The organism is Photobacterium sp. 1_MG-2023, from assembly GCF_030547945.1.
In the GTDB taxonomy this organism is placed as follows: domain Bacteria; phylum Pseudomonadota; class Gammaproteobacteria; order Enterobacterales; family Vibrionaceae; genus Photobacterium.
This window is the reverse complement of the sequence record NZ_JAUORR010000004.1, coordinates 35,960-60,505: the sequence shown is the minus strand read 5'-3', so window position 1 is coordinate 60,505 and position 24,546 is coordinate 35,960. Positions and strand designations below refer to the sequence as shown.

Annotated in this window: 20 protein-coding genes and 1 tRNA gene; 13 read left to right on the top strand and 8 right to left on the bottom strand. The window is 51.1% G+C overall.

Annotated features, from left to right (window positions below; all coding sequences use genetic code 11):
* Positions 1-158: 158 nt before the first annotated feature.
* Positions 159-3,023: a hypothetical protein gene (locus tag Q4579_RS05320; RefSeq protein ID WP_303562269.1), complete on the bottom strand. Its 2,865-nt coding sequence runs from the start codon at positions 3,021-3,023 to the stop codon at positions 159-161.
* Between the two features lie 196 nt (positions 3,024-3,219).
* Complete coding sequence (gene queE, locus Q4579_RS05315; protein WP_303562268.1) at positions 3,220-3,888, bottom strand: 7-carboxy-7-deazaguanine synthase QueE; 669 nt, start codon at positions 3,886-3,888, stop codon at positions 3,220-3,222.
* 287 nt (positions 3,889-4,175) lie between these two features.
* On the opposite strand from queE, the gene Q4579_RS05310 reads away from it, so the two are divergent.
* Positions 4,176-5,393, top strand: coding sequence for an ROK family protein (locus tag Q4579_RS05310; protein WP_303562266.1), 1,218 nt, complete (start codon positions 4,176-4,178; stop codon positions 5,391-5,393).
* A 131-nt stretch (positions 5,394-5,524) separates the two neighbouring features.
* The gene (locus Q4579_RS05305) at positions 5,525-5,890 is read left to right on the top strand and encodes a thiol-disulfide oxidoreductase DCC family protein (RefSeq protein WP_303562265.1); all 366 of its coding nucleotides are present in this window, start codon (positions 5,525-5,527) and stop codon (positions 5,888-5,890) included.
* 6 nt (positions 5,891-5,896) lie between these two features.
* On the opposite strand, the gene Q4579_RS05300 is transcribed toward Q4579_RS05305, so the two are convergent.
* Entirely contained in the window at positions 5,897-6,466 is a 570-nt protein-coding gene (locus tag Q4579_RS05300) for an LON peptidase substrate-binding domain-containing protein (protein ID WP_303562264.1), read from the bottom strand.
* Between the two features lie 146 nt (positions 6,467-6,612).
* Positions 6,613-7,926: an adenosylmethionine--8-amino-7-oxononanoate transaminase gene (gene bioA / locus Q4579_RS05295; RefSeq protein ID WP_303562263.1), complete on the bottom strand. Its 1,314-nt coding sequence runs from the start codon at positions 7,924-7,926 to the stop codon at positions 6,613-6,615.
* A 138-nt stretch (positions 7,927-8,064) separates the two neighbouring features.
* Here bioA and bioB point away from each other — a divergent pair, with 138 nt between their 5' ends.
* Genes bioB through bioD form a run of 4 tightly spaced genes read left to right on the top strand, consistent with a single transcriptional unit; the run spans position 8,065 to position 11,778 of the window.
* Positions 8,065-9,114 (top strand): biotin synthase BioB, encoded by a 1,050-nt coding sequence (gene bioB, locus Q4579_RS05290; protein ID WP_211647723.1) that lies wholly within the window; start codon positions 8,065-8,067, stop codon positions 9,112-9,114.
* Complete coding sequence (bioF, locus tag Q4579_RS05285; RefSeq protein WP_303562262.1) at positions 9,104-10,300, top strand: 8-amino-7-oxononanoate synthase; 1,197 nt, start codon at positions 9,104-9,106, stop codon at positions 10,298-10,300. The genes bioB and bioF overlap by 11 nt, the downstream gene beginning before the upstream one ends.
* On the top strand, positions 10,269-11,096 hold the full coding sequence (gene bioC, locus Q4579_RS05280) for a malonyl-ACP O-methyltransferase BioC (protein ID WP_303562261.1): 828 nt from the start codon (positions 10,269-10,271) through the stop codon (positions 11,094-11,096). The genes bioF and bioC overlap by 32 nt, the downstream gene beginning before the upstream one ends.
* A complete protein-coding gene (gene bioD / locus Q4579_RS05275; RefSeq protein WP_303562260.1) occupies positions 11,089-11,778 on the top strand; it encodes a dethiobiotin synthase in 690 nt (229 codons plus the stop codon). Before bioC ends, bioD begins: the two co-directional genes overlap by 8 nt.
* A 55-nt stretch (positions 11,779-11,833) precedes the next feature.
* On the opposite strand, the gene Q4579_RS05270 is transcribed toward bioD, so the two are convergent.
* Positions 11,834-12,502 carry a transporter gene (locus Q4579_RS05270; protein WP_303562258.1) on the bottom strand — a complete coding sequence of 223 codons (669 nt, stop codon included), beginning with the start codon at positions 12,500-12,502 and terminating at the stop codon, positions 11,834-11,836.
* Positions 12,503-12,649: 147 nt separating this feature from the next.
* Positions 12,650-12,805 carry a hypothetical protein gene (locus tag Q4579_RS05265; protein WP_303562256.1) on the bottom strand — a complete coding sequence of 52 codons (156 nt, stop codon included), beginning with the start codon at positions 12,803-12,805 and terminating at the stop codon, positions 12,650-12,652.
* A gap of 280 nt (positions 12,806-13,085) precedes the next feature.
* Here Q4579_RS05265 and htpX point away from each other — a divergent pair, with 280 nt between their 5' ends.
* The gene (htpX, locus tag Q4579_RS05260; RefSeq protein WP_211647734.1) at positions 13,086-13,967 is read left to right on the top strand and encodes a protease HtpX; all 882 of its coding nucleotides are present in this window, start codon (positions 13,086-13,088) and stop codon (positions 13,965-13,967) included.
* Positions 13,968-14,058: 91 nt separating this feature from the next.
* Here the strand turns inward: htpX and Q4579_RS05255 are convergent, their stop codons facing one another.
* Both Q4579_RS05255 and Q4579_RS05250 read right to left on the bottom strand, forming a co-directional pair.
* Positions 14,059-15,087, bottom strand: coding sequence for a PQQ-dependent sugar dehydrogenase (locus Q4579_RS05255; RefSeq protein ID WP_303562537.1), 1,029 nt, complete (start codon positions 15,085-15,087; stop codon positions 14,059-14,061).
* 202 nt (positions 15,088-15,289) lie between these two features.
* Positions 15,290-16,753, bottom strand: a complete 1,464-nt coding sequence (locus Q4579_RS05250; RefSeq protein WP_303562252.1) for a PLP-dependent aminotransferase family protein — start codon at positions 16,751-16,753, stop codon at positions 15,290-15,292.
* Between the two features lie 100 nt (positions 16,754-16,853).
* Here Q4579_RS05250 and Q4579_RS05245 point away from each other — a divergent pair, with 100 nt between their 5' ends.
* The 6 genes from Q4579_RS05245 to Q4579_RS05220 all read left to right on the top strand — a co-directional run bounded on the left by Q4579_RS05245 (position 16,854) and on the right by Q4579_RS05220 (position 24,477).
* Positions 16,854-17,765, top strand: a complete 912-nt coding sequence (locus Q4579_RS05245) for a DMT family transporter (RefSeq protein WP_303562250.1) — start codon at positions 16,854-16,856, stop codon at positions 17,763-17,765.
* Positions 17,766-17,878: 113 nt separating this feature from the next.
* Positions 17,879-17,969: transfer RNA gene (locus Q4579_RS05240), tRNA-Ser, on the top strand.
* A 970-nt stretch (positions 17,970-18,939) separates the two neighbouring features.
* Positions 18,940-19,707 carry a DUF1266 domain-containing protein gene (locus Q4579_RS05235; RefSeq protein ID WP_303562248.1) on the top strand — a complete coding sequence of 256 codons (768 nt, stop codon included), beginning with the start codon at positions 18,940-18,942 and terminating at the stop codon, positions 19,705-19,707.
* Positions 19,704-22,559, top strand: coding sequence for a J domain-containing protein (locus Q4579_RS05230; RefSeq protein WP_303562246.1), 2,856 nt, complete (start codon positions 19,704-19,706; stop codon positions 22,557-22,559). The genes Q4579_RS05235 and Q4579_RS05230 overlap by 4 nt, the downstream gene beginning before the upstream one ends.
* Positions 22,560-22,894: 335 nt before the next feature.
* Positions 22,895-23,593: a hypothetical protein gene (locus Q4579_RS05225; RefSeq protein WP_303562244.1), complete on the top strand. Its 699-nt coding sequence runs from the start codon at positions 22,895-22,897 to the stop codon at positions 23,591-23,593.
* Positions 23,594-23,619: 26 nt separating this feature from the next.
* A complete protein-coding gene (locus Q4579_RS05220) occupies positions 23,620-24,477 on the top strand; it encodes a hypothetical protein (RefSeq protein WP_303562242.1) in 858 nt (285 codons plus the stop codon).
* The last annotated feature ends 69 nt before the right edge of the window (positions 24,478-24,546 follow it).

Here is a 24,546-nt window from a genome sequence, read left to right as displayed (position 1 = left end):
CCAAAGCAGCAATATTACCTGTCTCGTCTCAGGCATCAAGCTTTGATCCGTGCTCCGGTGGGAAATAATCACATTGTGTCGGCTTTTGTGCTGAATTAGTAATCAGAAGCGGGGCTGAGAATGAATCCGGCAGCGGTGAGGCTGCCGGATGGATGTGTTTATGGCGTGGTGGGGGGCGGGGTGAGATTACAGCTCAGTCCGTCTCGCAATACAGTGCCCGGGAATGGACTGCCGGGTTGTGGTGCATCGGTCGGGCTTTGTACCGAAACCGATGGTGCACTGGCAGCCGGGATCAGTGTGACGACATCGCTCCACATTTCCCCTTGAGTTGTACTCAGGGCGGGGCTGGCATTTTCCCAGCGCGTGAAGTGGTTGAAGCCTTTGATGGTCAGCTTGAGTCCGTCTGTGTCCGAGACTTTGATCCATTCCTGAAAATCTCCGGTCGGGAACCGTTTGGCGCCGTTACTGAACACTGCATCGATGTCCGACTGTGCCATGGCATTTTCGTAATACAGGGTGCCGTCTGCTTCGAGTTTCCAACGGATTGGAATATCAAAGCCGCAACCGTCTGCATCGGTGTAGCGGCCCGTATTGAACCCCGCTTGTGTGTCCGCCTGTGGGTTCAGCACCAGATGACGGGACGAATCCCCGGCAAAGGTCAGCGCCATCCCAGCCAGCATGTTTTGGGTGAAGCGTGGGGTGCGCCCCTCCCAGCTTACAACACAGCTGGTGGATTGATTGTCGAATTCGGTTTTGGTTCTTGCGGTCGCTGGCATCTGGGTACTGCTGTTCCAGCCCGAATCACTGGTTGCACAGGCGACCAGCGTATCCGGCGCATATTCCTTGGTCATCAGGTGGCTGATTTCTGTTTGATTGGCGCCCCCTAAATCCGTCTGACGGAAGGTTTTGATCGCCCAGAGCGGACGGGCATCATGTTTCTTGTGGGTCACGGCCCAGAGCGCGTAATCACTGAAAGTGTTGTTTTTGTCCTCAGTGAGGCGCAGGAAGCCAAGTTCATCCAGTGCCCATTCACGGTTGTCTGAGCCGGGTTGTAACACGGTATTGAGATAATAATCCCAGGTGTTGCCACTGCGCAGAATGACAGCTGCCAGCTCGCCCTGCGTGTCCGGCTCGGTCGAAATCTGCACCAGGTGCTGATCGGCGAGTGCAATCACACTGTCGGTTGTGAAAGCTTCATCGCCGCCACATTCGGTCACCGCGTTCAGGAATTGATCTTCTGTGGCCGGGGTGGTGTCACCAAAGTTACAATCTCCGAATGGCGGCAGGTTATCACGGGAAGCGACGGCATAAATCTGCTCTTTGGCGGCATTGTTAAATCCGGCAAAGTGGAAATCACTGTCTTTCAACACGGCCTGTCCCTGATGGACGGCACCCTGATCAACAACAAGGAACAAATACGGCGTGTCGAACGGATAACGATTCGCCAGCTGCTTGATCACATCAGGCACTGTGAACTGGAACATTTGAATTCCCTGAGTGGTGACCGGCGACCAGAGGCCATTTTCAACAATAACCCAGTCATCTCCACCGATATTCACCCAATAGTTCACCTGATGCGTGTTATTGAAGACAAACTCCAGCACCACATTGTCGGTCAGATGATAGCCATTCACTTGCTCAATACTGCCTGAACCGGCCACAGAAACCAGATCTTCCAGCGTGGTATAGGGCACCCCCGGGTTATCTCGGGGCGAGACGGAACACTCATCGCCGTTGATGTCGGTGCTGCACAGCAGCATCCGGGTGGTTTCCGGATTCCAGGTGAAGTAATAGCCGGTTGAACCTTCTGCAAATGTGGCGTCATCGGGCACATAGCGGGTCATAAAGTGGTTTTCTTTGGTGGTCAGAAAATCATGCATCCGCTGGCCGGATAACGGATAGCTGTTGACGCGCATCGTGATGTTCCGGCTGTCACTTTCTGCCAGTCCTGCATCGGTCATGATGGCGGTGCTGCTGGAAGAGATCAGCACCTGGAAGTAGTCATACAAATCTTTCCAGCCGCCTGAGGTCAGGATTTTCCCTTGAATGGCATTCTCTTTCTGATCGAACTGAACCAGTCCCTGCTCGCTGAGATAGCGAAATTCTTCGGCCAGGCTGATTTCACTGTCGCCGTTTTTGTGCCAGCGCCAGTCGATTTGTCGGGTTTCATTGGTTGCAGTATCCGGGCTGTTAAAGTCCATCATATCCGCTTCCAGTGTGCTGCCTGACAGGGAGCGCTGGCTGCGTAACCGCCAAAAGCCCGCGTTGAAGACCGTTTGAATCTGATCTTTCTGCGCGGTCAGTTCGGTGTATTTGCGGGTCATGATGCCTTCAAGAATGTCATTGACGACGGTCAGGGACATCAGATTGCTCAGGCTGACCCCATTGAGGCCCAGTTTCGGAATCAGCGTAACGGCAAGTTCATCGGCCAGTTCGTTGATAAAGTCTCCGGCATCCCGGACATCAATATTGGCGGGCTCACTGACAGTTTCGATGAAGATGCCCCAGTTGCCGTCCCGGACAACGCGTTTAATCAGTGCCCGGTACGCCAGTGTGGTTTTCAGAGACAAAGCGATTTCTGTATCGGTCAGCGGTGTCATCAGCAGGTTGGTCGGCAGTTCATCCCCAATGGCAAATTGCGGTGGCTCCTCAAGGTTCAGCACCAGCACCCCCTGCAATAACAGTGGGCTGCGTGCCTCAATGATGTAGTTCCCATCAGTTTGCTGGAAGTTGGTGATTTCACCTTGCCCCATGACTTTGCCCTGAGCATTCAGGAATATCACGGCAAAGTTATCCTGAGTGAGAGTTGTTGTGGCAGCGTAGGCTTTACTGATCAATTGCCAGCTGCTGCGCTGTTGTGCCGTCATGAGTCCGGCAGGCAGGTCGACGGTTACGGTAAACCTGGTTTTTGCCAAAGGTAGATCGGCGGGCTGAATCCCGCTATCTCCATCACCCCCACCACCACAAGCAGAAAGCAGACCCGCCAAAATCAGGCTGAGCCCCATCATCAGATAGGCACGCATAGATTTTCCCCTGAACGATCAAAGCTGTACTTTTATTCGAAACGCAAGATTGGTTTCGGTGTTTGGGGTGAGTATAGGTAAGCGGCGGGGAGGGGAATGTAAAACCAGACACCGTGTCTCACAGGCTGAGACACGGTCTGAGAATTAAGACAACGCTTGTCAGAGTGGCCCGGGTGCGCAGGGTTTCGGGCCGGTGTCAGGCGATGGACAGGTACTTGTGGGTCTGAATCGACAAACGCCAGTTCCGGGCAATACAGGTTTCAATACACAGCTCGGTAGCCCGGGCTTTCTGACTGATCGGTTGCAGGGCGATGGTGACATCTGACCGGAGCGGGACGCCATCCAGAAGCGCATCCAGCTGATCGATATCTTTTTGGGTGCCGACCGGATGTTTGATCTCATTGGCACGTTCCAGCACGATTGGCAGGACAGGCAGTTTGCCTTTCATGTTAATTTTCGGAGAAACGGTGACCCAGGTTTGCGGGGTCGCAAGCACTTCGTAGGTGCCGCTGGTTTCAATCTGGCAGCGGAAACCCTGGGCTTCCAGCAAGGTCGTGAGCGGTCGCAGATCGTACAGACAGGGTTCTCCGCCCGTGATCACGATATGACGGGCCGTATATCCCTGATCCAGCAGCAGTTGAACGATGCCCTGAGTATCCAGCGATGTCCAGGTGGGAGAATCCACCCGTTTGGCCATCATGGCCTGAACGTTCACTTCATCCTGCGGTTCTGCACTCCAGGTTTGCTTGGTGTCGCACCAGGCGCAGCCGACCGGGCAAATCTGCAAGCGAACAAAGATAGCCGGTACACCTGTGAAAACACCTTCCCCTTGAATGGTTTCAAAGATTTCATTGATTTTGTACACGGCTGACCTCAAAACATCTGACAATTTTCACGGGGTCGCGGGTGTTTTGTTACCCGGAACGCTGAAGGGCGCGTATTATGTCAGAACCCGATGGGATTGTCTCTATTGCTGTGATTTCACATGAAGTGCACTGGGTGGCGCCCCGACATATATACACATTGCCGGTGAAATTGCTGAAAGTTGGTGATTGGGTTCACGGCATTGGGACAAGTCGCTTCACAATTACTTCGCACTGTAAAAAAATTCAGTGCCTTGCGTATTTATTATCAGACAGAGGAAGTTCGCGCATGTACGTCGCTCAACCCGGTCACATCGATCATATCAAACGGAACAATGCCGGGAGCGTCTACAAACTCATTGATCAGTATGGCCCGATCTCCCGGATCGAGTTGTCGAAAAAGAGCCAGCTGGCGCCAGCCAGTATCACCAAGATTACCCGGGAACTGTTCGAGGGTCATTTAATCAAAGAAGCTGAAATTCTTGAGTCCGGCAGTCGGGGACGACCTGCGATTGGTCTGGTTCCAGATAATGATGGCTGGCAGTTTCTTGGAATCCGGCTGGGCCGGGGATATCTGACGATAGCTCTGCATGAGCAGGGGGGCGATATCCTGTTTGAAGAACGGCAGGACATTCTGGAACGCAAGCAGGATGAGGTGCTGAACAAACTGCTCACCGAAATTGACACCTTCTTTGCCCGTCATGCCAAATTGCTGGATCGGATCACGGCGATTGCGGTTTCGTTACCGGGGTTGGTGAACTCTGAGAAAGGGATGGTGCTGCAAATGCCGCACTACGAAGTGAAAGACATGCCCCTGGGGTCCGCGATTCACAAGGCAACCGGCCTGCCTGTATTTATCGGGAACGATACCCGTTCCTGGGCATTGGCCGAGCAGTTGTTTGGCAACGCAAAAGATGTGGCCAATTCCATTCTGGTGTCTGTGCATCATGGGGTCGGGGCCGGGATCATTCTGGATAATCAGGTACTTCAGGGGCGAATCGGGAATATCGGCGAATTGGGCCATATTCAGATTCAGCCGGATGGATTGCCCTGTCACTGCGGCAACCGGGGGTGTCTGGAAACCGTTGCCAGTCTTCAGGCGGTTCGGGAACAGGTGAATAAAGGCCTGAGTCTGGGGGAGGCATCCTCGCTTTACGGCCAGGACCTGACCATTGAAACGATCTGCGAAGCAGCATTGCAGGGCGATCCGCTGGCGCATCGTGTGATCACTGAACTCGGGCATCACCTTGGCCGGGCGATTGCCATTATGGTGAACCTGTTCACGCCGGAAAAAGTACTGATTGGCGGCGAGCTGAATCAGGCGAAGAAGGTGCTTTATCCGGCCATTTTGTCTTGCGTGAAGGCGCAGTCACTGCCGGTTTACAACCAGGATTTGCGGATCGAAGAAACCAGCTTTTATACGCAGGCAACCATGCCAGCGGCAGCGTTGGTGAAGCAGGCGATGTACGACGGAACTTTACTGCTGAAACTGCTGGAAGAAGGCTGATTTTTGCAGCGTTTCATCCCTCCAAACGACATGGTCTTGACGGCAGTTTCTGCCAGGATCAGCCAGACTTAAAGTAAACAAACCCCTTTTGGTGGTCATTGACACCCATGAACAATTGAAGGCTGACACCCATGAAGAAAGAGAAGATCACGGTCTTTTATGATGGTGCCTGTCCCACTTGTGTTCGGGACCGGGCCTGGTATGAGACGTGGCTGGGTCGTCATCCGGAGCTGGTGGTGTGGTATGACATCACCGGTGAAGACGAAGCGTTGAAAGCCATGGGGATCGATCCGGATAAAGCGTTGCGGGAGCTGCATGTGCAGGACAGGCAAGGCGTTGTCCATCGCGAAATGGACGCCTACATCCTGCTGCTCAATCAGATTTGGTGGATGCGCCCGGTTGCGTTTTTGATGGGGCTTCCGGGCATCCGTCAGGGCTTGTCCGCAATTTACCGACGCATGGTCGATCAGCGTCTCAGCCGCGAAGGCCGGGGATAAGTCAGGTCAGAGATCGTCATGCTTGAGCTCCTCGTCAATCACATTGTGCAGAAAGGACAGCGCAGCACGGTGATCATTCCGGCTCATAAACCACTGTTTCTGATTGGTCTCCAGCGGGAGGATTTCCAGCCAGCGCTGGCATACCCAGGCCATGTCGGTGAAATCCGGCTCCGGATAATTCGACGCATAATCCGGGTACTCATCAAACAGCGCTTCCAGACTGTTCGCAATCGGTTTGTCGATGAATCGGGGGGTGCTGGCGGCCCAATTTCTGATTGAGCTGACTTCACCAAAACGCAGGCCATCTTTTTCCTGCCAGTGATTGTTGATGACAAACTTTTCTACACCTTTTATGGTGATGCCCAGCAACCCATCAGGGAGTTGTTCGAAATCGGTGATTTCGACCCGGGTTCCGAAATGGCAGAGAGAATCTCCGTCTTTCATACACAGGCCGAAACCGTGACCGGAGGACATGGCGAGCGTCACCAAGCGTGTATAGCGGGGTTCAAATATCCGCAGTTTACTGACACCACCCGGTAATACATAAAGCCGCAGTGGGAAAAGAGGTAACTGCATAAGAATCAGCCTTTCTGACGTCATATTTGCCTGGGCTGCCTGCCTTTCTGGACGATTTGACCTCCAAAAATACAGGCGTTCACCCTACTCTGGCGCTTCTTATGAGTATATCTGTTCAAAGTTGAAGCTTTGTCTGTTTTTCGATATTACTTCAAGGATTGTAAAATAGCGAAAACCAGTTTTTTAAGCTGCTGATCCGTGGTGATAAAGGGCGGCATGATATAGATAAGTTTGCCAAACGGGCGTATCCAGACACCATTGTCTACAAAACTTTGCTGAATGCTCACCATGTCCACAGGTGCATGCAATTCCACAACACCAATCGCTCCCAGCCAGCGGACTGCTTTTACCTTGTCGGACTCCGTGAGGGCGGGCAGTAGTTCGGCCAGTTGGTGCTCGATTCGACTCACCTGATCCTGCCATGCGTTGGTTGCCAGTAAAGTTAAACTGGCATTCGCAACGGCGCACGCAAGGGGGTTCCCCATGAATGTCGGACCATGCATAAAGCAACCCGCCGCGCCGCTGCAGACCGTATCCGCCACTGTTTTGGTGGTGAGTGTGGCAGCCAGAGTCATATATCCGCCGGTGAGGGCTTTGCCCACGCACATGATATCCGGGCTGATCCCGGCATGCTCGCAGGCGAAAAGTTTGCCGGTGCGGCCAAAACCGGTAGCAATCTCATCAACAATCAGCAATACGCCATAATCGTCGCACAGCTCCCGGACCCGGCGTAAATAAGTTGGATGGTAAATCCGCATTCCTCCCGCACCCTGCACAATGGGTTCAAGAATCACGGCAGCCAGCTCCTGATGGTGCGCGGCAATTCTGGCTTTGAAATCTGCAATATCATCTTCCTGCCACGTGTCATGAAACCCGATTTCAGGTGAGTCCGCGAAAATGTGCTCCGGCAGAAAACCTTGATACAGGCTGTGCATGGAGTTCTCCGGATCCGTCACCGACATCGCAGCAAAAGTATCGCCGTGATAGCCATGGCGTAACGTCAGAAATTTGGCCCGTTGTTCTCCTTTGGCATGCCAGTATTGCAGCGCCATTTTCAGCGCAACCTCAACGGAAACAGAACCGGAATCGGCCAGAAAAACCTGCTGCAGCGGGGCGGGGCTCATGTCGATCAGCTTTCGGCACAGCTCCACCGCAGGCTGGTGTGTTAGCCCCCCGAACATCACATGAGACATCTGATCCAGTTGATCTCTGGCAGCCTGATTCAGCACCGGATGATGGTAGCCATGAATGGCAGACCACCAGGATGACATGCCATCAATCAGCGCACGACCATCTTCGAGGTAAAGATGCACGCCTTTCGCATGGCTGACCGGGTAGCAGGGTAAGGGGTTGATGGTGGAGGTGTAAGGATGCCAGACATGTTCGCGATCGTAGTCCAGATCGACCCCAGCCGCCTTGCACTGGTTGGAGGTCTCGTTATTTGTGGTGACTTTTTGCACAGATGTAAACCTTGTGTTTTCTTTATGGTTGACAGTGTACCGACTCAAAGTAGACTTGCAAGCATTCAAACCCGTGGAATTCTTGCGGTTATCGTGACAGCGCAACGGGGATATAAGAACAATGAATGAGGTTTACACGTGGAAGTAAGACACGATTGGAGCATTGCAGAAGTACAGGCGCTTTTTGAAAAGCCGTTCATGGATTTGGTCTTTGAAGCACAACAAGTGCACCGTCAGTATCATGAGGCGAACAAGGTTCAGGTCAGTACCCTGCTCTCGATCAAGACCGGTGCCTGTCCGGAAGACTGTAAATATTGTCCGCAGAGTGCGCATTACCGGACCGATGTTGATCGTGAGCGATTGATGGAAGTCGAGCGTGTACTGGATGCGGCTGAAAAAGCAAAACACTCCGGTGCGACCCGATTCTGTATGGGCGCAGCATGGAAAAACCCGAAAGAGCGGGATATGCCTTACCTGCTGGAGATGGTTCGCGGTGTGAAAGCCATGGGTCTGGAAACCTGTATGACGCTGGGGATGATCAGTGGTGAGCAGGCAAACACGCTGGCCGATGCGGGTCTGGACTATTACAACCACAATCTGGATACCTCACCTGAATATTACGGCAACATCATCACCACCCGGACTTACCAGGATCGTCTGGACACCTTATCCCACGTTCGTGATGCAGGGATGAAGATTTGTTCCGGTGGCATTATTGGTATGGGAGAGAGTGCCCGTGACCGTGCCGGCCTGCTGGTGGAACTGGCGAACCTGCCGGTACATCCGGAAAGTGTGCCTATCAATATGCTGGTGAAAGTGAAGGGCACGCCACTGGAAAGTGTGGACGATGTTGATCCGCTCGACTTTGTCCGGATCATCGCTGTGGCCCGAATCATGATGCCGAAGTCTGCTGTTCGCCTTTCTGCCGGTCGTGAAGGCATGAGCGCAGAAACCCAAACCTTGTGTTTCATGGCGGGTGCAAACTCGGTGTTTTATGGCTGCAAATTGCTGACCACACCAAACCCGGAAGAAGACAAAGACATGCAACTGTTCAAGAAGCTGGGAATTAACCGTCAGGAACAGGCAGCGAAGCCGGATGAAATTCAGGAGCAGGAGCTGCTGGGTCAGGTCGCGCAACGCGTTGCTTCCCGTCCGTCGGCTGATGATCTGTTCTACGATGCCTCTTAAACAGCGCCTGCATCAGGCCCTGCACCAGCGAGAAGTGCAGGGTCTGTATCGTCAGCGTCGTTTATTGGACAGACACTTGTCTGAGGTCCGCCTGGCAGACAGCCAGCAACCCGTACTGAACTTTTCCAGTAACGACTATCTGGGACTGGCGCAATCGCCTGAACTGATTCAGGCATGGCAGCATGGGTTGTCTTGCTATGGCGCTGGCAGCGGGGCGTCACCGCTGGTGACCGGACATCATACTCCACATCAAAATTTAGAATCCCGGCTGGCTGAATGGCTGGGATTTGAGCGCGCATTACTGTTCAGTACCGGATTCAGTGCCAATCAGGCTGTGTTGTTTGCGTTGCTTCAGAAAGGTGATTTGCTGATTCAGGACAAACTCAATCATGCCTCACTCATGGAGGCAGGCATGTTGTCGCCGGCGATCATGCAGCGCTTTGCGCACAATGATGTCGCTGTATTGCAGCAACAGCTGGCCAGACATGAGGGGAGTGATACGGTCCGGCTTGTTGTCACGGAAGGGGTGTTCAGCATGGATGGGGATCAGGCACCTTTGGCCGACATCGCATCCCTTTGTGAATTATCGCAAAGCTGGTTGATGGTGGATGATGCCCACGGTTGCGGTGTGCTTGGTGAAGCCGGGCGCGGCAGTTGCGATCAGGCTGGGATTCACCCAGATATATTGGTGGTGACATTTGGCAAAGCCTTTGGCATGCAGGGGGCTGCCGTCTTGTGTAGTCAGGCAGTGGCAGAGTATCTGATTCAGTTTGCCCGGCATTACATCTATTCCACGGCAATGCCGCCTGCGCAGGCATTTGCGTTGTGCACCGCGGTCGATTTGGTGCAGACCGAGCACTGGCGGCGAGAAAAATTGCTGACCCTAGGTGAGATGCTGACGGAGACACTGGCTCCGGACATTGGCCTGCAAGTCACTTCAACCCCGATTAAACCTATTTTGCTGGGAAGCAGTGAACGCGCGATGTCGTTGTCGGCATCATTGGCGGAGCAAGGCATTTGGGTCTCAGCCATTCGACCGCCCACCGTGCCTGTCCATCAGGCGCGCTTGAGAATTACGCTGACGGCGAATCACACCGAAGCGCAGGTTTTGCAGCTTGCCCATTGTTTGAATGCGTCTTTTGAAGAGGTAACGGATGCAGCCAATCAAATCAATGAATCAGACTGATTCAGTTTTTTGGAAAGTCCAGTCTGCTGAAAAACAGGCCATTGCTGCCAGCTTTGGAAAAGCGGCATCAGGGTACGATCAATCGGCGGCATTTCAACGCCGGGTCGGGCATCTGTTGCTGGATCGGCGCCCGGATGTCATCGCAGGAACACACTGGCTGGATGTTGGGTGCGGGACAGGCTATTTCACCCAGCAATTACAACAGTTGAACTGCCGGACGACAGCCGTTGATCTGTCATTGTCGATGCTCGAACAGGCGCAGCTGAGGTGCCAGCATCAGGGAGTGTTTCAGTTGGCAGATGCCGAAGCCTTGCCTTTTGAAGATCAGCGGTTTGATGCTGCATTTTCCAGTCTTGCGCTTCAATGGTGCCGTGATCTGAGTGTGCCATTGAAGGAGCTTCGGCGGGTCGTTAAGCCCGGCGGGTGGATTGGATTCACCACGCTGGCCGCAGATTCATTATTTGAGTTGCAGCGGGCCTGGCAGGCGGTCGACCAACATCTGCATGTGAACAAATTCGACAGCCAATCTGCTTTGCTCAGCGCAGTGAAAGCGGCAGGATTTACTCAGTTTGACCTGTCGGTTGAGTCCGTTGTGATGCATTATCCGAGTGCGATGGCGCTGATGAAAGATTTGAAAGGGATTGGCGCAACACATTTGTCACAACAGCGCCGGCAGGGGTTGTTTGGCCGCAATACACTCAAACGGATTGAGGATGCTTACGCAAGTTTTCGGGATGATGCGGGTCAATTACCAGCAACTTACCAGGTTTGTTTTGGAGTATTAAAGAATGTCTAAAGTTTTCTTTGTGACCGGAACGGATACCGACGCCGGAAAAACTGTGGCGACCCGAACCCTGATCAATGCTTGTGTGCAGGCAGGACTCCGGACGGCAGGCTATAAGCCGGTCGCATCCGGTAGTACGCTGACGGCTTATGGAATGCGGAATTCTGATGCACTGTTTTTGCAGGCTGCCTCAAATCCTGAACTCCAGTATGAAGCCGTGAATCCTTTCACCTTTGAGCCGCCTATTGCACCGCATATTGCGGCAAGTCAGGCTGGTGTTGAAATCTGCACGGATAAATTGTCCAGTGGGTTATACCGTCTGCAGGAGCAATCGGATGTGGTTTTTGTTGAAGGAGCTGGCGGCTGGCGGGTCCCTTTGTCTGATTCAGTGAAGTTTTCAGACTGGGCCAGACAAGAGAATCTGCCCGTGATTCTGGTGGTCGGGATGAAACTGGGTTGCCTGAATCATGCCATGCTGACTGCGGAAACCATTGTCCGGGATGGGCTGTTTCTGGCGGGATGGATTGCGAATCGGGTTGATCCGGAGGTCAGTTGTTATGCGGAAAATCTGGCTTATCTGGAAGCGAATCTACCAGCACCTAAGTTGGGGGAAATACCTTACCTGCCGGATATCAGTAAACGGGATCTCACCGCATTTATTGATCAGGAACAACTGAAAGCCCTGATGTCATGAAACAACAAGCCACCAGTCCGGTGGCTTGTTTTATCGTCAGTGTGAATGATTGAGCTTACTGTTTCTTGCTGACAAGCTTCGGCAGACAGTACCAGGCAGAGGCCGCGAGAATCAGGCTGTAACCCAAGAGTTCAACCCCTTCTTCCGCCAGGTTTTTCACTTCACGGACGTAATTGTCCTGCATTGCGGTTTGCCACAGATCTCCCATCCCAAACAGTCGCGAGAACACCATCAGGGTCGCCATCCCGCCAATCATCAGGCCAAAACTGGCATGTTTGCTGTAATTGCGTAGGGGCGACTGGGTGCTTTGCGGGTGTTGGTACGCGTAGGCGATACCGCCAACAGCCACCAGAACCGCGGGGACTTTCCAGAAACCGTGTTGGATCAAATCAAGGACACCGTCCAGCTCGCGAATCAAGAGTACCAGAAAGAATGCCGATACCAGGATCGCAAAACCACGCAGTGCTGGCTTCTTCACAGCAACGGCTGCAAAAAGTGCGCTGCTCAGGGCCAAATACATTTCCTGCGTATACTCGACAAGTGAATCTTCACCCAGATTCCCGCTAAATTGCAGGACTTCGATCTGGATGATGAAAGCAGCCACTGCAGCGATGACAGCCACAGCCATAAAGATTGCGATTGGAATGAGCAGTGTCCGTGCGTTTCCCTGCGTGTTGCTCTGCGTTGTTGCGCTATCCAATGCTTGCGAATAGAGCTTTTTCATAATTTACCTGCACAGTGTTCAGAATAATTTTTGGGAGTAGTATCACACAATTAATCTGAATGGAAACTGTATTGACATTATTATGACGCAGAAATGACAAAGCCTCCTGAAAGGAGGCCTTGGAGTTAGCACTTAATACAAGGGAATTTAGTTCGGGTTCAGCAACGAAAGTGGGTCGATAGCTTCAGCAGATTGTGTCGCAGAAGGATCCAGTCCAAGCTCTGCACAGGCTTCTTCAGCTGTCATGCCAAGATGACAGCGCAGGATATCAATCGCAACTTGGTAGTTCTCGTGGTCAGCCATCTTGCCTCCTTTCTTTACTGAGTGAATTCCAATACCCAGTGACAATAGTGAATGGCACGATGAGAAACAATACGACCAAAGTCTAAGGAGTCGATTCAATGGAAAGAACTGGATGAAGCTCACAGGTCTGGTCAGGACTGGGTGGACTTACGAAAAGTAACAATTTCCCGCTTCCGCTTGTTTTATGATTAAACGACCATACTATAAATACTTGCTGAGACTGCATGTTTCAAGGCGTCGAAGCGTTGGATGGATTGACCTTTGTTGGAGAAAGAAAGGTATGAAACGAATTGCCTTGTTCCTGGCAACCAACCTGGCTGTCATGCTGGTATTCAGTATTGTGCTCAATATTGTATATGCCGTGACAGATTTACAACCAGGGAGTCTGAGTGGCCTGCTGGTGATGGCGGCATTGTTTGGTTTTGGTGGCTCTCTGATTTCGCTCTTCATGTCGAAATCAATGGCTTTGCGTTCTGTAGGCGGCAGGGTGATTGAGCATCCCCGGAATGAATCCGAATACTGGCTGATGGAAACCGTGACGCGTCAGGCACAACAGGCCGGTATCGGCATGCCGACTGTTGCGATTTATGACTCACCAGACATCAACGCATTTGCGACGGGTGCAAAGCGGGACGACTCGTTAGTCGCAGTTTCTACCGGATTACTGCACAGCATGACACCGGAAGAAGCAGAAGCCGTGCTGGCTCATGAAGTCAGCCATATTGCGAATGGCGACATGGTTACCATGACGTTGCTGCAGGGGGTCGTGAACACCTTTGTGATCTTCATTTCCCGGATTATTGCGGGTGCCGTCAGTGGCGTGAGCAGCAATAATGAAGAAGGGGAAAGCGGTGGCAGCTTTATGACTTACTTCATTGTTTCGACGGTGATGGAACTGCTGTTCGGCTTCCTCGCGAGCATTATTACCATGTGGTACAGCCGTCACCGTGAGTTCAAAGCCGATGCCGGTTCAGCACATTTAGTTGGAAAAGAAAAAATGATTGCTGCCCTGGAGCGTTTAAAAGTCAGTCAGGAATCGCACCTGGAAGGGTCGATGATGGCTTTTGGCATCAATGGCAAGAAAAGCCTGTCTGAGCTCTTTATGACGCACCCACCACTGGACAAACGGATTGATGCGCTGCGCCGTGGCGAACATCTGTAATCATCAAGAGACATGAATCACTCAATGCCCCGGTTTGTGCCGGGGCATTTTTATTGACGTGTTTCTTTCCTGGGCTGGCCGCTTTGATGGGTTATTGGGGCCGTATCCGGTATATCATGCCGCTGTCTGTCCCCAGGTACAGCCAGCCTTCCCGGCTCTGAGCCAGTGAGCGAATACGTTCATTCATGGACTCCAGCAGCCGTTCTTCCTGAACCGGATTGCCTTGTGCATCCAGCACAATACGATTCAGATGCTGCAAAACCAGAGCGCCCGAAAACAGATTCCCCCGCCATGCGGGGAAAGCATCGCCGTCATAAATCAGCAGGCTGCCGGGTGCTATCGATGGAACATACACTTTTTTGGGCGTTTCAATGCCGGTTTTTTCTTTGGCTTCGCCAACATCCAGTGGCCCCCAGTATTCTTTGCCGTGAGACGTCACTGGCCAGCCGTAGTTTTTGCCCGGTTGGATCAGGTTGATCTCATCGCCACCCCGTGGACCGTGTTCTATTTCCCAAAGGCGGTTGGTTGCAAGGTCAAACGCCAGACCCTGTGGGTTTCTGTGGCCATAACTCCAGATTTCGTGGGAAGCGCCTGAACGTTCCCGAAACGGATTGTCTTTCGGAATCGAACCATCCAGATTCAAGCGCATGATGGCTGCGGCATGATTGCTGAGATCCTGTCCGTTTGGTCGATGGCCGCGATCGCCAACAGAGAAAAACACATGCCCCTGACCATCAAATGCGATCCGGCTGCCGTAATGGCGACTGGTATCACTCTGGGAGCGGGTCACCAGTAAATCCTGCCAGTTTTGTAGTGTCTGTTCCGATAACTGGGCGCGTGCGAGTGTGGTTACACTGCTGTCACCAACGGGTTTACTGTAAGTGAAATAAAGCCAGCCCGCAGTTTCAGGATCCGGTGACAATTGCACATCGAGCAGTCCGCCCTGGCCCCGGGCATAGACTTCAGGTAAGCCAGAAACCTTTTGCTTTTGGCCGTTACGGATATTGAAAAGCACAGCTTCACCCTGCCGCAGGGTAATGAGTAATTTGTCGTCATCGACAAAAGTCATTCCCCAAGGCACCGGGAATCCCTCTGCGACTTTTTCGACTTGAAAAGCCATGCCTTCACTGCGTCCGGTGGTGATGGGCTGCGCCAGTGCTGAGGCTGTAAGCACGGCACAGAAAAGCAAAGCGGATAACGTAAAAAATCGGGTCTGAATCATCTCTTTCCTTCCATAGATATCATGATGCTAAGGGGCTGCGCAGACAGTCATCGTTTTTCATGAATGTGTGTGATCGGCTCAGCGGATGCTTGCTTTAAGCCTAGCTGAAACCTGTTGATTCCGATGACGAAGGCTGCAAGTGTGAAGCAATGATCGCAGCAAGTGCTGCGATACCCTGTTGCCAGTCCGGTGTGTCTTCAAAGGCGGCATAACTCAACCGGAGACAGTGACGATATTGCTTTTGCGTGCAGAACATGCTGCCCGGCAGCAGGCTGATCCCCGCGGCGCGGGCTTGCTGATATAACTGATCACTGTCAGTGTGTTCCGGCAGGGACAGCCAGCACAAAAATCCCCCGTCCGGCTGATAAAGGTGGTAGCGGCCAAGCAGCCAGGGATAGCTATCCAGTGCAGCCGTCAGCGCCTGGCAGAACTGCCGCTGATTTCGCTGATAATAACGTTGCACTTTTCGTAAATGAGCACGGTATTTGCCAGTTTTCAGAAATTCAGCAACGGCGGACTGCATCAGATTCAGGCTGCCCATGTTATCGGCAAGGAGCCGTTTTTCAATCTGAGACTGATATCGTCCCGCAAGCAACCAGCCAATCCGAAGCCGGGAATCGAGTGTTTTCGACAGTGAATTACAGTAGATCACACGCTGGCTGTCATCCAGACTGTATATGCTGGGAGGTCGATCGCCGTAACCCAGATCGCCAAAGACATCGTCCTCAATGATCGGAATGTCTTGGGTTAACGTGAGTAATTGCTGGCGGGCTGCGGCTGGCATGACTGAGCCGGTCGGATTGTTATAGCTTGGATTGATCAGAATTGCGGCCACCGGCCATTGTTTCAGGGCCAGAGCCAGCTGGTTTAAATCCATGCCAGTCAGCGGGCTGGCGGGAATTTCCACGGCTTTGAGTCCGAGTGATTCCAGCAGTAAGAGATTGCCGAAGTAACAGGGTGAATCGATGACTACAGTATCACCGGGGCGGGTGAGTGCCTGAAGAGCCATGCTGATCCCTTGCTGGGCGCCATGGGTGATCAGGATCTCATGCGGAAATGCGGAAATCCCCAGCCACTGATTCACCGAAACCAGCTGTTTTCTCAACTGCTCATCGCCCGGGGGGAGCAGATAATGGCTGGGCTGTTGCGTTTGATACCGGCTCTGACGGCCGATTTCCGCATATAAAGACGTAATCGCCGGAAAGTGAGTATTGGGGTGGGCGCTTCCCATGGGTAAGAGGTTACTGTTCAGGGTGTGTTGTAACACTTTCCGGCTGATGGATAACAGATCGACAAAATCAGGCTCGGGCGGTGTGCCCGATGAAGTCTGGGTCCGTTCGGCAACCCGGTATCCCGAACGCGGGTGGGCTTCGATTTTCTGAGCCGCCTCCAATTCCTGATAAGCGCGAATCACCGTATTTTTACTGACGGCCAGTTGCTCACTTAACTGACGGATGGAGGGGAGCCGGTCGCCGGCTTGATAGACACCTTGCGAGACACGGACTTCCAGTTCCTGTATCACCTGACGGTATTTGCTTTTGGAGCGGGGCGTCGATTGTTCCATGCCGCATCTGTACCCTAATAAATGGACAAAACTGTCACTTTTGTTCGTAACTGTACCCGCTATAGAGTAGAGAAACATTGGAGATTTCACCAGAGGCTTTGTGATGGCGCGTTTCATTCCGTTTATTTTTGTTCTGCTTTGGAGCACTGGCTTTATTGGTGCACGCTTTGGATTACCTTATGCCGAGCCAGCGACTTTTCTTCTGATTCGTATGCTTGCGAACATTGCGATTTTTGCGGTACTGACGCTGGTCCTGAAATCTCAGTTGCCCAAAGGGACAGCGTTTTTTCATTGTCTGGTCACGGGCATGCTGATTCACGGTTTTTATCTTGGCGGCACGTATTATGCGATTTATCTCGGGATGCCAGCCGGGCTTTGCGCCTTGCTTGTCGGGCTTCAACCCATCGTCACGGCCGTGCTGTTACTGGGACAGGAACGTCTGGCATGGTCACAATGGCTGGGTCTTTTACTCGGGATGCTCGGAATTGCTCTGGTACTTCAGGGGAATATGAGCTGGCAGGATGAAACCCACCAAGCCGCTGCATTTGGTTTTGCTGGACTGGCCTTACTGGGAATCACCTTGGGCACACTGTATCAGAAACGTTTTTGTCGTCAGGTCGATTTGGTTGGCGGGTCTGTTGTGCAGTACATGATGGCCGCCGCCGTTTTTATGCCGGTGATGCTGACGGCTGAAACCATGATGGTCACCTGGAACCTGACGTTTACGCTAACGCTCACCTGGCTGGTGCTCGGGGTGTCGGTGACGGCAATCTGGTTGCTGCTTTATATGGTCAGGCACGGAGAAGCGTCTAAAGTCGCTTCTACCTTTTATCTGGTTCCTCCGGTCACCGCACTGGAAGCCTGGCTGGCATTCAATGAAACCTTTGATGCTTTCAGTGCCATCGGCTTTGCGATAGCCGCGGTGGCCGTTTTTCTGGTCATGCGAAAACCCGGTCAGCCAGTTTTCAGGAAAAAAGCGCAGGTCGATTCGCAAGCCAGCAGCACCATCTGATGAAACGTCCGGCAATATGTCTCATGAGAGAACGGATTGGCGATCATCTGCGCAGTCAGTTCAATGGGGTATTTACAACACCGAACCGGCTGGGTATCATGCGCACCACTTACGGAGAGATGGCTGAGTGGTTGAAAGCACCGGTCTTGAAAACCGGCATACGTTCATAGCGTATCTAGGGTTCAAATCCCTATCTCTCCGCCACATTTAAAAGCCTCGTCGTCAGACGGGGCTTTTTTCGTTTTTGGCCAGGAAAGCGATGATCGGGATTTGATAATCCCTCTATGTCTTGTTCTGGCTCCACCACATTTAAAGAAACCGCTGAAGTCTCAGCGTTTTTTTTCGTCCGTGTTTTCTTAAGAACTGCGGCATAATCGAGAAAGGGTGCAGAACCATAGTATGGGGCAGATAGCGAGTCTTTAGCCGAGCGAGACCACATAGCTTCAGGTAACGCCTGTAGGGGCGCGAGCAATTTAAGCCACCGTTTTTGGTGGCTTATCGTACATCAACATTAGTTTAATTGTTTATTTTATCTCTTATTCTGAGCTGAATTAACTTCTCAAAGTTTGCTCCACAAACCAGTCCTAAAGTAAAGGTCATGATAGATACTTCTAACCTAGAATTAAGAAATAGTATGACCAATGAATACACTAAAGCTGTGATCGCAATGAGGAAAAAGCACTTTCTTTTCGAAGCCCTCTGCCAGTCATTTATGATTTTCTCATCATGCCACTTTAAAAATCGTCTGAAAATGATTTGATTCCCTTGTGAATTCAAGAACATTTTATGTTTGTCAGAACTCTCTTGAACTCTCCTGTTCTATTTTTAGGAACGCTGTCGGAACCCAATTGAAAATGTAATGTACGTTTTTGCTTTAAAGAGAGATTCGCCGCAGAAAGTTGAGCATTTCATCACTTCAATGGAGGGCTAAAAGAAGAAAATTCCTATTTACCTTGATCATGCGATGACGCTCCACGGCGATGAGACTTGAAACCGTCGGCCACTTTTCTTTCGGGTCGTCAAAAATTTGGCATACAAAAGTTCGGAGCCAGCCCCTGCAAACCGTTTTCAAACCAAGCTCACTCTCCCTTCACTGAAATGCCGCTCTTTATTGGCGCATGGCTTTAATCCGGCTATTCTACTGAACTCATTGTGTTTGATTCAGGAAAGCGGCATGTCTATCTCTGCTTATAAATTTGATCTCAGTTTGCCACATTGCCAATGGTGGTTAGCGATCACGTCTCCTCAGATTTGTTATAACCGTGAGCATTATGATTACAACATGCCCGGTATGCGGACATCTGAAGCGGGGCTGGCCGAGTGGGCAAAAAATATATCGGAGTCCTGGGGGATAGAGACACGCCGCGACTGGCATCAGATGATACATCAACTGGCAATGGCTGAAGTGCATGGCAATGTGTGGCGCAGTGAGTTCAGTCGCCGGGCCTGTATGACCAATCAGGCTTGGTTGCAGCGGATTGATGCGACAAAAAGTGAAGTGGCACAGGGCGAACTGCGATTTGTTGATGCGGTGTTCAGACACGTCGGTGTTGCCGGTTTCAAAGCCTGGGATTATTGCCGGGCCTCATTTCTGACCCGGGCTGGCTATGCCATCGGCAAAGTCACTCAGGAAGAGTTCGCTTTTCTACTGAATTATTTATCACGTCAGATTCAACGTGACTATGCGAGCTGGGAACAGTATCTGCAAAGTTTTATATTTGGCCGGGCCTATTGGGAATACATGAATGATGAAGACGGGGATGAAGTGAACATTCCTTATTTGCTCAGTAATGGCTTTGGCATTGGTTACAGCCAGTTTTTCAATCTGATCGATAATGATACGGACATTCCGATCCCGGCGCTGTCCTGGGATGTCAGGTTGCCGGACATTCAGGTGCCAGAATCTCTGAATGCATTATTGAATGAAACGAGTGAGGGATGACGATGAGCTGCTGGGACATTCTGGAGATTTCGCAAACCACCGACGAAAAAGCCATTCAAAAGGCTTACCGAATCAAGCTGCGTCAGCATCATCCTGAAGATGACCCGGAAGGTTTTCAAACCGTTCGGGCTGCTTATGAAGCCGCGATTGCCAGCCTCGAAACGCTGGTAAAAGGGCAGGACAATGCCCCGGTTCAGCCCATACTGGATGATGCCGAGGTTGTTCCGTTGGCACCGGACGCGCAGACGAACCGAGGGCGTGAAGATAGCCCGCATGAGTTGATAACATCCCTGCAGCAATTACTGATTGATCCGCACCGACGGTTTCAGGCTGCAGAGTGGCAAAACTGGATTGATGCGGTTCAGGTTCTGCCCATCACCCAGCAACAGGAAATTTCAGATGCAACCGTGACGATGGTCATGAACAACCGCTGGTTGCCGGGCGAAATCATTGAATTACTCTGGCATGGGCTGAGCTGGGAACTTCTATTGAGCGGTACAACCGAGCAGAGTGAGCAGGGGGAGTTTCTTGAGGACTGGCGTCAGCAAGCGTTATCGATCACCTTATCTCATCTGGACGCAATGTCGGGAGCTGAGCAACGGGCCGTGCTGAGTTTTTTGAGGCCGTTTCATCTTGCCATGGGGTATGGCGAAGTCGCGGCGCTGAAGAATATTCTTTCGCAGCCGATGGCCACCAGCCTGATTGCTTCCGTGACCTTTCGGATCAGTCTGCTGAAGGGCTTTCTTGCCTGCCAGCAATTGCCGGAAACGCTGGCAGCGTATTTGGTTCACCAGCTTCTGGAGGCCGATTCCGACACCCTGACGCTGGGTCAGTGGGAAATTCTGGGTGAAGTCAGTCACAAACTGGGGGATCTGGAGGCAGTCCATCGGGTTTCTGAGCGTTTGCTCGCGCTGAATGCGTTCGCCGAAGTGGCGGAGTTGCAATACCAGCAAACCGTGCCGCAGAACCGGCTGCTGGCATTGTGCTACGGGTTTCTTCGTCAGCAATGGCAGCCTTTACCACAAGTTTACTGGCGTGCAGAACGTCAGCTGTTTCCGCAACCGGAATCAGACCCGGAAAGCCGGCTGTTTTTGTGGTTGTATGGCCAACTGACCGGACATGATCACCCAGGATTCAGTCATCGACTTGATTTTGCGGGCATGACCGGGATTGAAGCATTGCTGACGGAGGCCTTCTGGGCCGGACGGTTTGGCAGCTGGGCGTGGCTGGCACAGATTCAGCAAAAACTGAATGCAATCGATATAGCATTGCCTGAACACAAGTATGCAGTCGAGCTGACAAAAGCATGGGTACAACAACAATGCAACTTGAAGGCTGGCAGCGAATCCTTACAGCAAAAATTGGCTCTTTACGAAACCGATGCCTTCTTTCAGGTGGAGCCGCTGACCGATCAGGAATTTGAATCGCTCAGTCAAGCGCAGTGGCTGGATTGCCTGATTCGTCACCCGCTGCTGCCGGATGCGTGGTTTCACAAGTTCACTGAAACCGGCATCCTCACGCAGCAGGCACTCTGGGATGCCAATACCTATCCGGCCTATGTTGATTCTCTGAATTTCTTCCGGTGTGTGAACCCCGATTTCCGGCTGGCCAGTTGCTGGCAGGACGCGCCGTTTCAAGGTGTTTTTGATTGGGCATTGTTTTACTACGGGCATATGTCCCCGGTCGGGACGGCAAGGCAGTCGATGATTGATGCTTTGCCTTTACTTCCTGCAGAACAGCAGCAAGGGCCAATGTCGAAGTTGCTGCCTTTTGCGGCGTCGCCGGATACATTCCTGCCGGATGCCGTTCAGGCGTTGAATGAATTTCCGGAACAGTTTGTTTACCGGACCCTTGTGGATGATCAGGTCACTTTGCTGACCCGTACCTGCGATCAGGCGCAATTGCTCGAGCTCGCACAAACCGGAGAGATGACGGCTTGTTGCGCCTTGTCGCGTGTGCTGGCGAAGGATCATTTTGATGAAGCCATTGTCTTCTGGAACCTCACAGCGGCTGCGTTAAGGCAGCACCCACATTTTCTGGATGTCGTGTCCTGGCAGCAGCAGTCTCTGATTCGTTTACGGGAAGAAAAAGGGCTGGATCAGGAGAACTATCGTGTGACTGAACCGACCTTTTTGTACGCCATGCTGACCCGAGATAAAGATTGGTTTATTCCACCGGTAGAAATGGCTGATCATTCTCCGGTTGATGAAGCCAAGAATTTTCATTATCCGATGTACCACCTGTTAACGCAGTTACATCTGGGGTTGGGGGAGAAAGGGTATGACTTGTCTCCATTGAAGCATCTGGCGTACAGCCGGAAAGCACAGACTGCGTTGCAGCAGGCAACGGCTGATATTGCGATTATCCATCTGGAGCAAATGTATCAGCATAAGCTGACGCATGACATACAGCTGAAAGGCAAACAAGCGGCGAGCTTCAGTCGTCGGCGCTTGCAGTGGCTGGCAATTTTCTTTTTTATGTCCTGGTTGCTTTTCTTCACGCCAACGTTTTTTGAAGCCGACGGGCTGGCTCGTTCCCAGATTGCTGGCGTGAGTTTACTGGCTTATCAGGTGTTGCTCTTTGTCTGCCACAGCTTTGTTGTGTGGCGAATTGGTCAACCCGTCATTGAACGGCGAAACCGGATGCGTTATGCCGGCTATGCCACCTTTGTGCTGATTGCAGCCCTGTGGACGAAATCTCCGGTTCTGGCGTTGATCAATCTCATTACCCACTGGTTTACCGCAAGAGGGCTAACCCAGCTTTACGGAAATGGCGGATGGGAGAAAAAAGTGGTGCAAAAAAGAACCGTCAATTTACGCAAATTGCTCGGGATGAAAGAAAAGAATAAATAAGTACAGGAAGAGGCCGAATGGCCTCTTTTTAGTGAATCATGGCTTCTGATCGTACACATGAATTCGACACAGAACCGTTCAGTATGCTTTTTGAACTAAATGTTTTAAATAAACCTATTTTCATTTTATCTCGCTGTTTTCAAATAAATTCGTTGAATATCATTAATCTATCCAGTAAATTCTGACGGAATTTTGACAGGTTTATGATCGTGCTCGTATGAGGTGTTCCCAATCGCCTCGCGGCAAGATGAATGCTCTGAAAGAATATTTGTTGTGGTGGATTTAGTCATTGCGTTGCTTTTCAACGTAATCATTGAATAAAAATTGAGGATAGAATGAAAACAATAAAGAAACATATCAAAGGGATTTTCGTATTAGGTCTGGCAATGGTGCTTTCGGCTTGTGTGGCAACACCGCAGCCAACTGTAGCTTTGGATGAAGGTCTGTTATCTGAGGATATGCGAATTGGGGTTGTCTTTATGAAGCCTGCAGAGAAAGCGACAACGCATATTTTTGGCGCAAACTGCCTGCTTTGTTATGGTATCGCCGCTGCATTAACCAGTGATCTTGATACCCATTTAGAAAATACGTTGACGGATGAAGAACTGGATAAGATGAAAGATCTGGTTTTATCTGAATATGCCACTCGTTCGAAACAGGTTCGACTGGTTGATCTTGGTATGGATATCAGCGAGCTGAAAGATTTTGATAAAGGTCTTGGTTTTGCAAGAAAAGATTTTACCGTGCTGAAAGAAAAAATGGACCTGGATGCGCTGGTTGTTTTCCAGATATACCAGCACGGCGCGTACCGTAGCTTTAGTAATTATATTCCGAATACTGACCCTCAAGGTTACGTGAGTGGGTTACTCTACACGGTTGACTTGAAAACAAATGCATACTTTCAGTATTTAGATATCAGCGAAAAGGTACAGCCGGTCGGTGAGTGGGATGAACCGACGCAATTCCCGAGTGTGACAACGTCTTATTATCAGGCTGTTGAAAATGTGAAGCACAATATCAAAGAAGCGATTTAAGTCATTGGGCTTTGATGATGGGATATATGAAATTTCTGATGACATTAGCCTTGTTGTTTCTTGTGGGGTGCGGCAGCACCCCTTATCAGGATGATTACGCAAGGTATGTGAACGAAATACCAGGTGGTGAGATTTCTGAAGCGAATTTTCAGTTCAGCTTTGAAGGAGCCACTTTGGTTGATATGCGAGGAATTTACCAGCCAGATGATTCCGTAGGCGAATCGCAAATGATGTATCATGGCGGTGCCGGACTTGTCGGTATGCTGGCACAAGTAGGGACACATTCAGCCATCATACAGTCTCAAAGAGCTGAAAAACTTCTTTTGGAGCAAGAGAAGGCAAATCAGCAAATTTTGCCACTGATCAAAGTGACTCAAAATATTCCGCTTGAAAATCTTCTTGGAGAGTACGGGGCTCAATATGCTCAATCGGAAACAGACGCGTTTCAGTCGATTAAAGTGAAACCCATCTTTTTCAGTAATCATGAAATGAATACGCTCTCTTTGAAATCGATTGTCTGGATGACCGATGAACAGCAAAACGAAATCAGGTATAAAAACCTGATTCAGGTGTATGGGCCACGGTTGAATCAATCACAACGTAATGAACTGTTGGACGGCGATCAAGTGCAGATTCAGTATGTATTATCCAACATGCTCAAAGGGACGATATATATCATTCGCAATGAACTGACTGGAAAATACACTTCTGCGGATTTAAAACAAGAAACATTTCTGATTAAGAATGAAACTGGAGTAAAAGCGATTCGAGGTACTTTGGTTGACGAAAAGTGCGGCTATCAAATTATTAGGGATATTCGCTCTTGGTATATTGCTTATCCAAATCCAGAAACGACGGCACATAATTTTACGACGCAATGCTAGAAATGGTTGACCATTACGGTCAACCGTCTCGTACATATTAACCATTGGAAAAGTGCAGTTATTCCCAGC